Source organism: Streptomyces sp. MK37H, assembly GCF_018035285.1.
Classification (GTDB): domain Bacteria; phylum Actinomycetota; class Actinomycetes; order Streptomycetales; family Streptomycetaceae; genus Streptomyces; species Streptomyces endocoffeicus.
Window position 1 is genome coordinate 1 of sequence record NZ_JAAAYH010000236.1, and the last position, 14,331, is coordinate 14,331.

Here is a 14,331-nt window from a genome sequence, read left to right on the forward strand (position 1 = left end):
GGCACGGCGGCGGACGTGGCGTATGACGTAGCCGATCATGCGAGGGGTGACATCACGGCGACCGGGACATGAACGTTCCGGCTCGGGTGGCCGTCCACGGTGCGGGCTGCCGCGCGCACCGTGCGAACAGCCGGATACGGTGGGAAGACCATGAGCGCATCGCGGATCTCCCCTGTCACCACCGTTCCGGACGATGATGTCCCGACCCTCCTTGTCAAGATCTTCGGCAAGGACCGGCCCGGTATCACCGCCGGGCTCTGCGACACCCTCGCCGCCTACGGCGTGCGCATAGTCGACATAGAGCAGGTCGTCACCCGGGGCCGCATCGTGCTGTGCGTCCTGGTCACGGCGCCCAAGGCCGACGGGGCGGAGGGCGATCTGCGGGCCACCGTGCACAGCTGGGCGGAGTCGATGCGGCTCCAGGCCGAGATCATCTCCGGCCGGGGCGACAACCGGCCGCGTGGCACGGGCCGGTCGCATGTCACCGTGCTGGGGAATCCGCTGACCGCCGAGTCAACGGCCGCCATCGCCTCCCGGATCACCGGCACCGGCGGCAATATCGACCGGATCTTCCGGCTGGCGAAGTATCCGGTGACGGCCGTGGAGTTCGAGGTGTCCGGCGCCGAGACGGAGCCACTGCGCACCGCGCTGGCCACCGAGGCCGCCGATATCGGCGTCGATGTGGCCGTGGTGGCGTCGGGGCTGCAGCGCCGGGCGCAGCGGCTGGTGGTCATGGATGTGGACTCCACCCTGATCCAGGACGAGGTGATCGAGCTCTTCGCCGCGCATGCGGGCTGTCAGGCCGAGGTCGCCGAGGTCACGGCCCGGGCGATGCGCGGTGAGCTGGACTTCGAGCAGTCGCTGCACGCGCGGGTCGCGCTGCTGGCGGGGATCGACGAGTCCGTGGTGGAGAAGGTGCGCGCCGAGGTCCGGCTCACGCCCGGCGCCCGTACGCTGATCCGCACCCTGAAGCGGCTCGGCTATCAGGTGGGCGTGGTCTCCGGCGGCTTTACGCAGGTCACCGACGATCTCAAGGAGCGTCTTGGCCTGGACTTCGCCTCCGCCAACACCCTGGAGGTCGTGGACGGCAAGCTGACCGGCCGGGTGATCGGCGAGGTGGTGGACCGGGCGGGCAAGGCCCGGCTGCTGCGGCGCTTCGCGGCCGAGGCGGGGGTGCCGCTGGTGCAGACCGTCGCGATCGGCGACGGGGCGAACGACCTGGACATGCTGAACGCGGCCGGTCTGGGGGTCGCCTTCAACGCCAAGCCGGTGGTCCGGGAGGCCGCGCACACCGCCGTGAACGTGCCGTTCCTCGACACCGTGCTGTATCTGCTGGGAGTGACCCGCGAAGAGGTGGAGGCGGCGGACGCGCACGTGGACTGACGAGCCCCCGGTCCGGAAACGCGCACCGGCCCCCGCTCCCGTACGACTACGACGGCGGAGCGGGGGCCGGTGCGTTGGGACCTGGGATCACGCCCGGGCCATCACGTCCGGCGGGCGGATCACTCGTGGGGCGCCCAGAAGCTGGTCAGCCGCCCGCAGCCGATCTCGACCGACTTCCACGAGCCGCTGAACGTCACGACCGCGAACGCGGAGGTGGGGAAGGCGCCGCGGTCCATGCGCTCCTTGGCGTCCTCGTCGGCCTCGCCCGCCAGCGCGTCGGCGAGGCCGTGCATCCCGGGGTTGTGACCGACGACCAGCAGGTCGGTGATGTCGTCCGAAGTCTCGTTGATCACCTCGATGAGCTGACCGACCGGGGCGTCGTACAGCCGCTCCTCGTAGACGGTCTTGGGGCGCTGCGGCAGCTCGTGGACCACCAGCTTCCAGGTCTCACGGGTGCGCAGTGCGGTGGAGCAGAGGGTGAGTTCGGGGGTGAGACCGGCCTCCGCGATCCGGCGCCCGGCGAGCGGGGCGTCATTGCGGCCGCGCTCCGCGAGCGGGCGCTCATGGTCGGCCACCTGGGGCCAGTCGGCCTTGGCGTGTCGAAGGAGGACAATCCTGCGGGGCACATCGACGCTCATGCGTCCCAGCTTCGCATGAATCGGTGCACGAGGCGCAGGGTGTTGGAACGACCTCGTCAAACGTGAGCACACCCGCGATACGACGGACACAACTGATCTCCACCGCCTACGGTGGTCACGGTGCCGCCTCTCCGAAGGTCCGCTGCACCAACTCCACGACCTGCGAGACCGGCCCCGAGCCGCCGCTGTCGGCGTGGGCGTCGGTGGGTCCGGTCAGCAGGAGCAGCAGCGCCGCGAAGGCCACTGCCGGGAGGGCGACGGCCCACCACGGCAGCCGGGTGTCCATGCCGCTGTCCGCCGGGTGCGCGTGCCGGGTATGGGTGCGGGCGGACATGGGATCGCCTCCGGGGTCGCCGAACGTGTCGATGGTTCGACGGTACGGAGCGGGCGCGGCGTCTCCCATCCGGTGAGCCACCCAGTTACCCCTGAGCCCCGCCCCCTAGGGGATGGTGGGGCCAGCCCCACCATCCGGCCGCCACACCAGGTCAGGGCGAGGCGATGGTCGCGATCACGGCGATGACCACGGTGATGCCCAGCATCACGCCGAAGATGACGAGGAGCTTCTTCTGGCCGTTCGGGGGGTTCTCATCGAGCACTGGCATGGCACCAGTGTCCCATCCCCGGTCCGTGAGACCGCTCAGCCCTCGCCCTGCTCAGGCTTTGGCTTGTCAGGCCTTGTCCTCGTCCGGCTTCGAACTCGTCAGCCCCGTGCTCGTCAAGCCTCCGTGCTCGTCAGCCTTCGTCCTCGAGGTGGCGGTCGCGTCCGGCCAGTACGCCCGCGACGATCTGCGGCACCATGAACCCGGCCATCAGCGCGAGCGGCTGCCCCCAGCCACCGCTGTGCTGGTAGAGCACGCCGACCAGCAGCGGGCCGGGGATGGACAGCAGATAGCCGACGCTCTGCGCGAAGGCCGACAGCCGGACGACGCCCGTGTGGGTCCTCGTCCGCATCCCGATCATGGTGAGGGCGAGCGGGAAGGCGCAGTTGGCGATGCCGAGCAGCACGGCCCACGCCCAGGCGCCCTCGGCCGGGGCCAGCCACAGCCCGGCGTAACCGGTGAGCCCGAAGACGCCGAGGATGACGACCAGGACGCCCTGGTGCCGCAGCCGGGCGGCGATCCGCGGCAGGACGAAGGCAAGCGGCACGCCCATCGCCATCATCACGGCCAGCAGCAGACCGGAGGTGGAGGCGGAGACCCCCGCGTCCCGGAAGATCTGCGGCATCCAGCCCATGGAGATGTACGCGGCGGTGGCCTGGAAGCCGAAGAAGACGGCCATCGCCCAGGCGAGGGGCGAGCGGGTGATGCGCATCGCGGGGGTGTCGGCGAGGGCCGCGGCGGTCTCGGCCGCGGCAGGCGCGTCCGTATCCGTACCGCCCGCCTCCGGGCCGCTCGCACCGGCGCGGGCGAGGAACAGCCAGGGCACCAGCGCCACCGCGGCGAGCAGCGCCCACACCCCGAGCCCGCTCCGCCAGGAGCCGCCCAGCGCGTCGGTCATCGGCACGGTGGCCGCCGCGGCGGCGGCCGTGCCCAGCGACAGGCCCATCGAGTACAGCCCGGTCATCGCGCCGACCCGGTCCGGGAACCAGCGCTTGACGATCACTGGCATCAGGATGTTGCTCACCGCGATCCCGGCCAGGGCGAGCGCGCTGGCGGCCAGGAAGACCACGGTCCCGCCGGCGAAGGGGCGCAGCAGCAGACCGGTGGCGATGGCGGCGAGCCCGGCGCAGACGATGGCCCCGGGCCCCCAGCGCCGGGCCAGCCGGGGCGCGGTGAGCCCGAAGAGCGCGAAGCAGGCCGCGGGCACGGAGGTGAGCACCCCGGCGACGGTGCCGCTCATCCCGAGGTCGTCGCGGACCTCCTCGAGCAGCGGACCGAGACTGGTGACGGCGGGGCGGAGATTGAGCGCGGCGAGCATGAGCCCTGCCGCCATGACGCGGCCGCGCCAGGGCGAGGCCGCGCGGCGCGGTCCTCCGGGTTCCGCCGGGCGGGGCGCGGAGGCGGCGGTCTCGGACGTCGCGAGGTCGTCAGACGGGGGCGTATGCATGCCGACCATCATAGAATCATGGGATGAATGCTCGTCCAGTGGATAGCAACCACCCGGAAACGTCCGGGCGGCATCATGGAAGGGTCGTCCGTTCGCCCACTTCGGGCCCCATCCGCGTCCGCCGCACGCACAGGAGAGTCATGCCGCTGACCTCGCCCCGGCGCTCCGCCCTCGCCGATCAGGTGATCGCCCAGCTGCGCGCCCAGATCACCTCGGGCGAGTGGCCGGTGGGCTCGCGGATTCCCACCGAGCCCGAGCTGGTCGAGGAGCTCGGGGTCGCCCGCAACACCGTGCGGGAGGCCGTGCGCGCCCTCGCGCACAACGGGCTGCTGGACATCCGCCAGGGCTCGGGCACGTATGTGCTGGCCACCAGCGAACTGGCCGGGGTGATGCACCGCCGCTTCGCCGGTGCCGACCCCCGTCATGTGGCCGAGCTGCGCAGTGCCCTGGAGACGAAGGCGGCCCACCTGGCCGCGGAGCGCCGTACCGAGCAGGACCTCAAGCAGCTGGACGTCCAGCTGGACCGGCGCGAGCGGGCCTGGGAGGCGGCCGAGCCGGACGCCTTCGTCGAGGCGGACGCCACCTTGCACATGGCGGTCGTGGCCGCCGCGCACAACGATGTGCTGGCCGAGCTGTACGCGGATCTGGGCGCGGTCGTACGGGACTTCCTGCGCGCGGACGTCGACAGCGGGATGGGCCCGGACACGTATGTGGACCACGGACGGCTGGTGGAGGCGATCCGGGACGGGGACGGGGAGCGGGCGGCGGCCGAGGCCAGCACCCACCCGTTCGGCTGCCGTTTCCGGGGCCGCTGAGCGAGGTCGACCGGCAGATCGGGCCATGGGCGGACGCATGCGTGGTAGCCCCCGCGCTCAGCGGTGGCTCACCCAGGCCTTCCGTATCTCCTTCCAGCAGCGCTCGGCGAGCCGCACATACTGCGCCGGGCCGACCTCCACCGGGCGGGCGTCCATGTCCGGGTCCCACCAGTGGGCGCATTCGACATGCAGCTGCACCCGGTCGGCGCGGGGATTGGGGTTGAAGCAGCTGGCGGTGGCGTGCGAGCCGCGCACCGTGGTGCTGCAGGCCGCCTCGCGCGGCCGGGGCCGGTCCTGCGCGGCGGAGCTGGAGGCGGCGATGACCAGACCCACCGTGGCGACGAGCAGCACCGCGGCCGCGACACGGCGGGTCGTACGCATGCGGGACCTCCTCGGCCGTGCCGCTGGCGCTGGCGCTCCGGTGAGTCGGTTCGACGTATCAGGCGTATCGGGGGTATTGGGAGTACCGGGGGTATCGGGCGTATCAGGGGTTACGGGGTATACGACTCCACAGTGCGCGTGCCCGCCACCCGTACGCGCGTCCTGCTACCCCGAACGGGTGAACGCGGACGGAACGGCCGCCGCCCGGACCCGCGGTGCGCGGGAGCGGGACGGCGGCCGTCACGCGGGAACGCCGTGGGCGCGGCCGTGGGCTCAGGCACCCATCATGTGCACACCGCCGTCGACATGCACGATCTCGCCCGTGGTGCGCGGGAACCAGTCGGACAGCAGGGCGACGACGCCGCGGCCGGCCGGCTCCGGGTCGGTCAGGTCCCAGCCGATCGGGGCCCGGTGGTTCCACACGTCCGCGAGCTCCTCGAAGCCGGGGATGGACTTCGCGGCCATGGACTTGATGGGCCCGGCGGAGACCAGATTGCAGCGCACGTTCTGCTCGCCGAGGTCGCGGGCGAGGTAGCGGTTGGTGGACTCCAGCGCCGCCTTGGCCACGCCCATCCAGTCGTACTTCGGCCAGGCGAACTGGGCGTCGAAGGTCAGGCCGACGATCGAGCCGCCGCGCGGCATCACCGGCAGGCACGCCATGGTGAGCGCCTTGAGGGAGTAGGCGGAGACGTGCACGGCCGTGCCGACGTCCTCCCAGGTGCCCTCGAGGAAGTTGAACGCGCCCTGCGGGCCGAAGGCGATGGAGTGCACCACGCCGTCGAGGTCGACACCCTCGCCCAGGTGCTCGCGCACCTTGTCGGCCAGGCCGTCCAGCTGCTCCTGGTTCTGCACGTCCAGCTCGATGACCGGGGCGGGCTTGGGCAGCCGCTTGGCGATCCGCTCGACGAGGGAGACCCGGCCGAAGCCGGTGAGGATGACCTCGGCGCCCTCCTCCTGGGCCAGCTTGGCGGCGTGGAAGGCGATGGACGCCTCGGTGATGACGCCCGTGACCAGGATGCGCTTACCGGCGAGAATTCCACTCATGACGTTCAGTGACCCATGCCCAATCCGCCGTCGACAGGGATGACGGCTCCAGTGATGTACGCGGCCTCGTCGGAGGCCAGGAAGCGGACCGAGGCGGCGATCTCCTCGGGCTGCGCGTAACGCGCGAGCGGTACCTGCTTCACGATGTTCTCGCGCTGGTCGTCGTTGAGCGCGCGCGTCATGTCCGTGTCGACGAAACCGGGCGCGACCACATTGACGGTGATGTTGCGCGAGCCCAGCTCACGGGCGAGGGAGCGGGCGAAGCCCACGAGGCCCGCCTTGGACGCGGCGTAGTTCGCCTGACCGGCCGAACCCATCAGCCCGACGACCGACGAGATCAGTACCACGCGCCCCTTACGGGCCCGCAGCATCCCCCGGTTGGCCCGCTTGACCACGCGGAACGTGCCGGTGAGGTTGGTCTCGAGGACGGCGGCGAAGTCCTCCTCGGTCATCCGCATCAGCAGCTGGTCGCGGGTGACTCCGGCGTTGGCCACCAGGACCTCGACCGTGCCGTGCTTCTCCTCGATCTCCTTGTACGCCTGCTCGACCTGCTCCGGCTCGGTGATGTCGCACTTGACCGCGAGAAAGCCGGCCGGTGGCTCACCGGACCGGTAGGTGATGGCGACCTTGTCGCCAGCGTCGGCGAAGGCACGGGCGATGGCGAGGCCGATGCCGCGGTTGCCTCCGGTGACGAGAACCGAGCGGCTCAAGGGACCACCTTCTCTTGTCGATCTCTGTCGATTGTTCCTGCGGGACGTCACAGCGCGTGCCGATCCCTACCCCCGCAAACTATCGGTCCAAGGCCCTCGAGGAGGAATCGGGCACCCACAGGGGCGGGTGTCCCGCCCTGTCGACTTCCTACAGAAACCCAGTGGTCACCAACCTCCGCCGGACTCCGTCCCGGTCTCTCCCCCACCCGGCCGCTCCCTCACCACCGGACGGCCGTGAAGTCGATCGGCCGGGGCCGCAGCAGCGCCGTGCGCTCCGCCAGCGCCCGCAACCGCCGGGACATCTCGTCGGCGTCCAGATGGCACCGGTCCCCGTGGCCCGGCAGGATCCACTCGAAACGCAGCCGCCCGGCCACCCTCGCCAGTGAGGCGGCCAGCTCCTCGATGGAATACCAGGTCACGCGCTCCGCCACGGCCAGATCTCCGAGCGCGCGCGACCAGTAGACGCTGTCACCGCTGAAGCAGTACCGGTTGTCCGCGAGGTAGAGCACACTGCCCAGGGTGTGGCCCGGCAGCGGATGGGCGATGACCCCCGGGCCGATCTCCACGGCCTCCAGGCCCCGGATCACCTGGTCCGCGTCGGGCGCCGCGTCCAGGTCGCCCTCGTGTATCCACAGCCGGGCGCCGAAGTGATCGGCGTAGCGACGGCCATGTGCGGCGTGGTCGCGGTGGGTCAGCAGCACATCGGTGATGGGGCCCGACGCCGCGTAACGCCCGGCCAGCTCCCGGCTCCAGCGCGGTGTGTCGATCATCATCGCCGTGCCGGACGGCCGCGGCAGCAGATAGGAGTTGGCCCCAGCGGTGTGCTGGGAGTTGTGGCCACAGATCAGTACCCCGTCGTCCAGGGCCATGGGGTACGGGTCGAGCGCCCGGTCCAGCTGCCCGGACGCCGGGCGGATCGAGCGGGTGGGGCAGGCGAACACGGCGGCATGCAGGCGCCGCGCCTCGGCCTCGTCGCGCGGCTGGCGCACGACCTCCGACCGCCCGCCGACCTCGCTGATCAGCTCGGGCGCTAACTGCCGGGCGACATCGCAGTTGGTACAGCGGTCGTCCACGTACCAGTCGTCCATGACCGGGCTCCTTCCGGGAATGCGGCCCTGGCCGGGACCGCCCTTCCAGGGATAGCCAGCCGCGGACAAAACCGGTAGGCCCTGCCGATCTTGTACTTCCGGGCCGGAGCCGCTCTCACGGGCCCGACAGCTCCCGAGCGCCCTGTCGTCAAAAGCACCGACATTTACTCATTGAGACAAAGCTCCGCCACTCATTGAGACAGGCTCCGCGCACCGGTTGAGTGGCGGATCTCTTGACGCTCTTGGTTCAGACCTTTAAGTTCACCTCGCCCATCTGCGAAGGGCCGTGCCTCTGCGGTGGTGAACGACCCGCTCCGCAGCCGTGTCGGCGTTCGCCGTCAATGTCCTGATCCCCCACCCGTGACAGCGGCATCATCCGTACAGCGAGGAGCGCACATGCCGGAGAGCAAAGACATCAGATCCCCCAGGACGCCGTCCGTGGCCATACGGCTGCTGATATTGCTGGCCACGCTGTTGGGGCTGGCGGTCGCCCCCGTCCATGCGACGGCGCGCGACGCGGCCGCGCCGTTCAAGGTGTTGGCCCTGTACAACGGGACGTGGGACGCCGCCCACATCAACTTCGTTCACGAAGCGAACGACTGGTTCCCGAAGCACGCCGAGCAGAACGGTTTCACCTACACGGCGAGCAACGACTGGAACCAGCTCAACGACATCGGGACCGACGACTACCAGGTGGTGCTGTTCCTCGACGACCTGCCGCAGACCGCCGCCCAACGGGCGGGATTCGAGCGCTATATGCGCGCAGGCGGCGCCTGGATGGGGTTCCATGTGGCGGCCTTCACCACCGAGGCGCAGAGCTGGCCCTGGTACCACGATCAGTTCCTCGGCAGCGGCAACTTCAAGTCCAACACCTGGGGGCCGACCACGGCCACCCTGCGGGTCGAAGACCGGACCCACCCGTCCACCAAGGCGCTGCCGGCCACCTTCACCTCGTCGGTCAGCGAGTGGTACAGCTGGTCGAAGGACCTGCGGCAGAACCCGGACATCAAGATCCTGGCCTCCGTCGACCCGAGCAGCTTCCCGCTCGGCACCGACCCCAACCAGACCTGGTACGACGGCTACTACCCGATCCTGTGGACGAACAGCAAGTACAAGATGCTGTACGCGAACTTCGGGCACAACGCGATGGACTACGAGCACAACACCCCCCTGTCGTCCACCTTCGCGAGCGAGACGCAGAACCGGTTCCTGCTCGACGGGCTGAAGTGGCTCGGCGGTGCGGGCTGACCCCAGGCTGAACGCGCGGTCCTGACTTCGCACTCCGCACCCGCACTCCGCACCCGCACTCCGCACCCGCACTCCGCACTCCGCACTCCGCACTCCGCACGGAACGCCCCCGATGTACGTGCCGCCCCGGGCAACCGGGGCGGCCGCTCTTTCATCACGCGGAGTCGCGTGGCGGTCACCAGTGGTGTCAGTCACCTGTGCGAAGATAGCCCGCATGTTTGGGGGAGGGGACAGCAGACCGCCTGGTCAGGCTGGCAAAACGACGCTGGCGGACCTCATCCGCCGGGAGACCGCCGCGCGGATGCCGGAGCGGGAGAAGTGGGCGGCGCTGCGGAAGGCGCGGCTGTACTTCCAGCGTCCGGAGGAGCCGGGCTTCCTGGTCTCGGAGACCGCCGAAGACGGCCCGCTCGTGCCGGTCTTCACCTCGATAGAAGGGCTCGCCCGCTTCGCGGGGGCGTGCGGATGGGCGTCCACGACCGTCGAGGACCTGGTGGGCCTGCTGCCCGAGGGCGTACGGGCGCTGGTGGATCCGCTGGGCGAGCGCCCCTTCCTGCTGGACGCGCGGACGCTGCGCGACGCGGACGGCCAGGATGCGGAAGGCCAGGAGGCGGACGGCCAGGGGACGGAAGGCCAGGAAGCAGACGGCCGCGAGGAGGGGGCTGAGCGTGGCGGATCCTGATGCCCGGAATGTGAACCGCGCCCCCAGCGAGGGCGGCGAACACGGCAAATACGGCGGCAACGAGGGTACCGACGGCTACAAGATCGAGATCGAGTCGGTGAAGGGCCTGATCGCCCCGCTGGAGGAGTCGGTCATCGGGGCCCGGGCCGTGAAGAACGGCCAGGAGAAGCTGACGGCCTATCTCCAGCACTGCGGAGCCCCCGAACTCCTGGAATCGGGCAAGGGGTTCCTCAAGGAGTGGGGCTTCGGCATGGGCGAGCTGGCCGATCACGCGGACGCGGTGGTGGAGCGGCTGTACGAGGCGATAGCCGGGTACATGCTGGCGGATCTGATGCGGATCAAGGACTTCTGGCCCTCGGACGAGAACATGGCCAAGCTCCCGTCGGGCGCGGCGGGCAAGTGGTCCTGGGAGCACGTGGGCGCGCCGGAGATGGAGAAGCGCCCGGAGGACACGGCGCTGTCGAAATTCTCGCGCAAGCTGCTGAGCGAGTACGGGGACGAGTCCTGATGGGCGATCCGGACGCGGGGCGGGCCCCGCAGATACGGATACCGGAGGACGCCAAGCCCAAGGATCTGATCCCCGGCAATCCGGACGACATCGACGACCTGGTGCTGGAGCTGCGCGCGTACGCGGGCGCCTTCCAGGACGGCAAGGACAAGCTGCGGCCGCTGGAGCTGGCGGACTGGTCGGGCAAGGGCGCGAGCGAGTTCCGGAAGTCGGTCGACCGGCTGCCGAAGGAACTGACCTCGGGCCATGACCAGTTCACCCATGCGGCGAGCGCGCTGGCGGCGTACGCCACCAAGCTGCGGTCGGTGCAGAAGCGGTGTGAGCCGATCATCGAGGACGCGGACGCGGCGCGGGCGGCGTCGAAGGCGTACGGCAAGAAGGTCGAGTCGTACAACGACGCGGTGACGCGCGGCGACGAGCAGCTGCCGGAGAAGCCTTCGGAGACCGATCCGGGCATCGCCGCGATGGAGGGGTGTGTCGGTCGGCTGGACAAGCTGATCGAGGAGTTGCAGCTGGTCGTCGACGCGTCGAAGAAGAAGATCGACAAGGCTGCGGAGAAGGCCCCGAACAAGCCGAGCAACTGGCAGAAGGTCGGGGACGGCCTCAAGGACGGGCTGTGGAAGGTCCACCACGGCATCCTGGGCGTGGCCGAGCTCCCCGCCTCGCTCCTCAAGGGCGACGCCCAGAGCTTCGCGATGCAGCTGGCCGGCATGGTGGACGGCGCGGCGTACGCGGCCCAGCACCCCAAGGAGTTCGCGAAGGCGGTCACGAACTGGGACATGTGGTCCAAGGACCCGCTGCGCGCGGCGGGCGAGATCACCCCGTCGCTGCTGCTCGCCCTGGCCACGGGCGGCGCGAGTGCGCTGCGCAAGGAGCTCCAGACGGGCAGGACCGCCGCCCAGCGGCTGGCGGCCCGTAAGAAGGTCCTGGGCCGGGACGGCGAGGCGTCCGGCCGGGCGGACAGCGAGGGCACGCACGACCGCCACACCCACGACAGGGACTGCGAGGACGACCCGGTCGACGTCGCGACCGGCGAGATGGTCATGCCGGCCACGGATGTGTCCCTGCCCGGGGCGCTCCCCCTGGTCCTGGAGCGCACCTTCGTCTCCGGGCACAACTGCGGCGGCTGGTTCGGCCGCACCTGGGCGGCCACGCTCGACCAGCGGCTGGAGCTGGACGCGGACGGGATCGTGTTCGTCACGGCCGACGGGATGGTGCTGCGCTACGGGGTGCCGACGCCCGGGGAGGACACCTATCCGGCGCGGGGCCCGCGCTGGCCGCTGCGCTGGGACGGCGCGGCGGGCGGCACGATGCGGATCGAGATACCGGAGCAGGGGCACACGCTGCGCTTCGACCCGTTGGTGGGCAACGAGCTCCCCCTGACGGTGATCGAGGACCGCAACGGCCGGTCGATCACCTTCACTTATGGGGAGGACGGCACCCCGCGCGAGGTGGTGCACTCCGGTGGGTACCGCATCGCGATCGACGCCGATCCGGAGCTGATGCGCATCACGGGGCTGCGGCTCCTGGGCGTGGGTGACGCCGAGGAGGGCACCCCGCTGGTCGCCTTCGGCTACAACGGCGCGGGCGACCTGACCGAGGTCTTCAACTCCGCCGCTGAACCGATGCGGTTCACCTACGACGACCAGCACCGCGTCACGTCGTGGACCGACCGCAACGGCACCAGCTTCGGGTACGTCTATGACCACCGGGGCCGGGTGCTGCGCACCATCGGCTCGGACGACATGATGACCGGCCGCTTCCACTACGACGAGGCGTCCCGCACCACCGTCTACACGGATTCGCTCGGCCACCGCGTCACGTATGTCTTCGACGAGGCGTACCGGACGGTGGCCCGCACCGATGCCCTGGGCCACACCACCCGCACCGAATGGGACCCGGAGACGCGCCGCCTGCCGCTGTCGGTGACCGACCCACTGGGCCACACCACCCGCTACACGTACGACGACTCCGGCCACCTGATACGCGTCGACCGCCCGGACGGCACGGCGGCCACGGCCACGTACGACGCGTACGGCCGGCCGCTGGAGGTCCGGGAACCGGACGGCGCCGTGTGGCGCCACGCCTACGACGAGCGGGGCAACCGCGTCCGGACGACGGACCCGATGGGCGCGGAGACGCACTACACCTACGACGAGTCGGGGAATCTGACCTCGGTCACGGACGCGCTGGGCCACACGGTGACCGTGGTGTGCGACGCGGCGAGCCTGCCGGTGGAGGTCACCGACGCGTTGGGCAACACGACCACCATCCGCCGGGGCACCCATGGCCGCATCACCCGCGTCACCGATCCCCTGGGCCATGTCACCCGCCAAGGCTGGACCATCGAGGGCAAGCCCGCCTGGCGCACCCGGCCGGACGGCAGCCGCGAGACCTGGACCTGGGACGCCGAGGGCAACCTCGTCGAACACACCGACCCGGCGGGCAACACCACCCGCCACACCCACACCCACTTCGACCTCCCGGCGACGCGGACGGAACCGGACGGGGCGACGTACGCCTTCACGTACGACACCGAGCTGCGCCTGACGGGGGTCACGAACCCGCAGGGCCGGACGTGGACGTACGCGTACGACGGGGCGGGGCAGGTCGTCTCGGAAACGGACTTCAACGGCCGCACGCTCAGCTACGAGCACGATGCGGCAGGCCGTCTGATAACCCGGGAGAACGGCGCGGGCGAAGCGCTGGCCTACACGCGCGACGCGCTGGGCCGCACGGTCGCCACGCGCACGGCGGACGGCACGGAGACGACGTTCGCGTACGACGCGGCGAGCCGCCTGACGCAGGCGGCGAACCCGGACACGGAGCTGAGCCGCACGTATGACGCGCGGGGCCGGGTGCTGGCGGAGACGGTGGGCGGTCGTACGACGTCGTACGCGTACGACGCGGCGGGCAACCGGATCGAGCGGATCACCCCGAGCGGTCTGCGGTCGGCGTGGACGCACGACGCGGCGGGCCGCCCCGCGTCCCTCACCACGGCGGACAACGCGCTGAACTTCACGTACGACGCGGTGGGGAGGGAGACGTCGAGGACCTTCGGCGACGACGTGACCCTGACCCAGGCGTGGGACGCCCTGGACCGCCTGACGACACAGGCCCTGACCCACGCCTCCTCCGGCGCCGCTGAGGTCTTGCTCCAGCACCGGGCGTACGCCTACCGCCCCGACGACCACCTCACCGAGATCCGCGAGCTGACGTCCGGCACCCGCCGCTTCGACCTCGACCCGGTCGGCCGCGTAACGGCGGTCCACGCCCACGGCTGGACCGAGACCTACGCCTACGACGCGGCGGGCAACCTGACGCACGCCACGGCCCCGGGCCATGAGTCGCCCGGGGACCGCGAGTTCACCGGCACGGTGATCCACCGCGCGGGCCGCACGATTTATGAACACGACGCCCAGGGTCGCCTCACCCGCCGCACCCGCAAACTCCTCAACGGCCAGACCCGCACCTGGACCTACACCTGGAACGCGGAAGACCGCCTGACGGACGCGACAACGCCGGACGGCGAGCGGTGGCACTACACGTACGACCCGTTGGGCCGCCGCACGACGAAACAACGCCTGGCCGAAGACGGCACGGTCACCGACCGAATCGACTTCACCTGGGACGGCACGAGGCTGGCCGAACAAACCACGCCGGAGGGCTGGGCAACTACTTGGGACTACGCTCCGGACACCCACCGCCCGGTAACCCAAACCGAGCAGCAGGGATCCGAGACCCGCTTCCGCGCCATCATCACCGACCTGGTCGGCACCCCGACGGAACTG

13 protein-coding genes and 1 pseudogene are annotated in these 14,331 nt (G+C 70.6%); 6 read left to right on the forward strand and 8 right to left on the reverse strand.

The window, feature by feature from the left end; translation table 11 throughout:
• Positions 1-150 precede the first annotated feature (150 nt).
• Entirely contained in the window at positions 151-1,383 is a 1,233-nt protein-coding gene (gene serB, locus GWI24_RS27935; RefSeq protein WP_210948671.1) for a phosphoserine phosphatase SerB, read from the forward strand.
• 119 nt (positions 1,384-1,502) lie between these two features.
• Here serB and GWI24_RS27940 read toward each other — a convergent pair whose 3' ends face one another.
• The 4 genes from GWI24_RS27940 to GWI24_RS27950 form a co-directional block, all read right to left on the reverse strand.
• Entirely contained in the window at positions 1,503-2,021 is a 519-nt protein-coding gene (locus GWI24_RS27940; RefSeq protein ID WP_037963446.1) for a histidine phosphatase family protein, read from the reverse strand.
• 115 nt (positions 2,022-2,136) lie between these two features.
• Positions 2,137-2,355, reverse strand: a complete 219-nt coding sequence (locus tag GWI24_RS27945; protein ID WP_210948672.1) for a hypothetical protein — start codon at positions 2,353-2,355, stop codon at positions 2,137-2,139.
• A 151-nt stretch (positions 2,356-2,506) separates the two neighbouring features.
• Entirely contained in the window at positions 2,507-2,623 is a 117-nt protein-coding gene (locus GWI24_RS46370; protein WP_267950710.1) for an SGM_5486 family transporter-associated protein, read from the reverse strand.
• Between the two features lie 130 nt (positions 2,624-2,753).
• Positions 2,754-4,067, reverse strand: coding sequence for an MFS transporter (locus GWI24_RS27950; RefSeq protein ID WP_247616983.1), 1,314 nt, complete (start codon positions 4,065-4,067; stop codon positions 2,754-2,756).
• Between the two features lie 140 nt (positions 4,068-4,207).
• Here GWI24_RS27950 and GWI24_RS27955 point away from each other — a divergent pair, with 140 nt between their 5' ends.
• Positions 4,208-4,882 (forward strand): FadR/GntR family transcriptional regulator, encoded by a 675-nt coding sequence (locus tag GWI24_RS27955; protein WP_210948673.1) that lies wholly within the window; start codon positions 4,208-4,210, stop codon positions 4,880-4,882.
• A gap of 57 nt (positions 4,883-4,939) precedes the next feature.
• Here GWI24_RS27955 and GWI24_RS27960 read toward each other — a convergent pair whose 3' ends face one another.
• From GWI24_RS27960 to GWI24_RS27975, 4 genes are all read right to left on the reverse strand, one after another.
• The gene (locus GWI24_RS27960) at positions 4,940-5,263 is read right to left on the reverse strand and encodes a hypothetical protein (protein WP_210948674.1); all 324 of its coding nucleotides are present in this window, start codon (positions 5,261-5,263) and stop codon (positions 4,940-4,942) included.
• A 273-nt stretch (positions 5,264-5,536) separates the two neighbouring features.
• The gene (gene fabI / locus GWI24_RS27965; RefSeq protein ID WP_020872331.1) at positions 5,537-6,307 is read right to left on the reverse strand and encodes an enoyl-ACP reductase FabI; all 771 of its coding nucleotides are present in this window, start codon (positions 6,305-6,307) and stop codon (positions 5,537-5,539) included.
• Positions 6,308-6,312: 5 nt separating this feature from the next.
• Positions 6,313-7,017: a 3-oxoacyl-[acyl-carrier-protein] reductase gene (gene fabG, locus GWI24_RS27970; protein ID WP_037963432.1), complete on the reverse strand. Its 705-nt coding sequence runs from the start codon at positions 7,015-7,017 to the stop codon at positions 6,313-6,315.
• A 218-nt stretch (positions 7,018-7,235) separates the two neighbouring features.
• On the reverse strand, positions 7,236-8,105 hold the full coding sequence (locus GWI24_RS27975) for a 4Fe-4S domain-containing protein (RefSeq protein ID WP_210948675.1): 870 nt from the start codon (positions 8,103-8,105) through the stop codon (positions 7,236-7,238).
• 396 nt (positions 8,106-8,501) lie between these two features.
• On the opposite strand from GWI24_RS27975, the pseudogene GWI24_RS27980 reads away from it, so the two are divergent.
• From GWI24_RS27980 to GWI24_RS27995, 4 genes and pseudogenes are all read left to right on the forward strand, one after another.
• Positions 8,502-9,347, forward strand: a pseudogene (locus GWI24_RS27980) (ThuA domain-containing protein); the annotation flags it as partial.
• 307 nt (positions 9,348-9,654) lie between these two features.
• Positions 9,655-10,032 carry an SseB family protein gene (locus GWI24_RS27985; RefSeq protein WP_247616984.1) on the forward strand — a complete coding sequence of 126 codons (378 nt, stop codon included), beginning with the start codon at positions 9,655-9,657 and terminating at the stop codon, positions 10,030-10,032.
• A complete protein-coding gene (locus GWI24_RS27990; protein ID WP_210948677.1) occupies positions 10,019-10,540 on the forward strand; it encodes a hypothetical protein in 522 nt (173 codons plus the stop codon). Before GWI24_RS27985 ends, GWI24_RS27990 begins: the two co-directional genes overlap by 14 nt.
• Positions 10,540-14,331 (forward strand): putative T7SS-secreted protein (locus tag GWI24_RS27995; RefSeq protein WP_210948678.1); only part of this gene is annotated, 3,792 nt, incomplete at its 3' end. The genes GWI24_RS27990 and GWI24_RS27995, both read left to right, overlap by 1 nt.

Coding starts and splice junctions, on each gene's coding strand:
- serB (WP_210948671.1), top strand. CDS start 151: ATGAGCGCATCGCGGATCTCCCCTGTCACCACCGTTCCGGACGATGAT.
- GWI24_RS27940 (WP_037963446.1), bottom strand. CDS start 2,021: ATGAGCGTCGATGTGCCCCGCAGGATTGTCCTCCTTCGACACGCCAAG.
- GWI24_RS27945 (WP_210948672.1), bottom strand. CDS start 2,355: ATGTCCGCCCGCACCCATACCCGGCACGCGCACCCGGCGGACAGCGGC.
- GWI24_RS46370 (WP_267950710.1), bottom strand. CDS start 2,623: ATGCCAGTGCTCGATGAGAACCCCCCGAACGGCCAGAAGAAGCTCCTC.
- GWI24_RS27950 (WP_247616983.1), bottom strand. CDS start 4,067: ATGCATACGCCCCCGTCTGACGACCTCGCGACGTCCGAGACCGCCGCC.
- GWI24_RS27955 (WP_210948673.1), top strand. CDS start 4,208: ATGCCGCTGACCTCGCCCCGGCGCTCCGCCCTCGCCGATCAGGTGATC.
- GWI24_RS27960 (WP_210948674.1), bottom strand. CDS start 5,263: ATGCGTACGACCCGCCGTGTCGCGGCCGCGGTGCTGCTCGTCGCCACG.
- fabI (WP_020872331.1), bottom strand. CDS start 6,307: ATGAGTGGAATTCTCGCCGGTAAGCGCATCCTGGTCACGGGCGTCATC.
- GWI24_RS27975 (WP_210948675.1), bottom strand. CDS start 8,105: ATGGACGACTGGTACGTGGACGACCGCTGTACCAACTGCGATGTCGCC.
- GWI24_RS27985 (WP_247616984.1), top strand. CDS start 9,655: ATGCCGGAGCGGGAGAAGTGGGCGGCGCTGCGGAAGGCGCGGCTGTAC.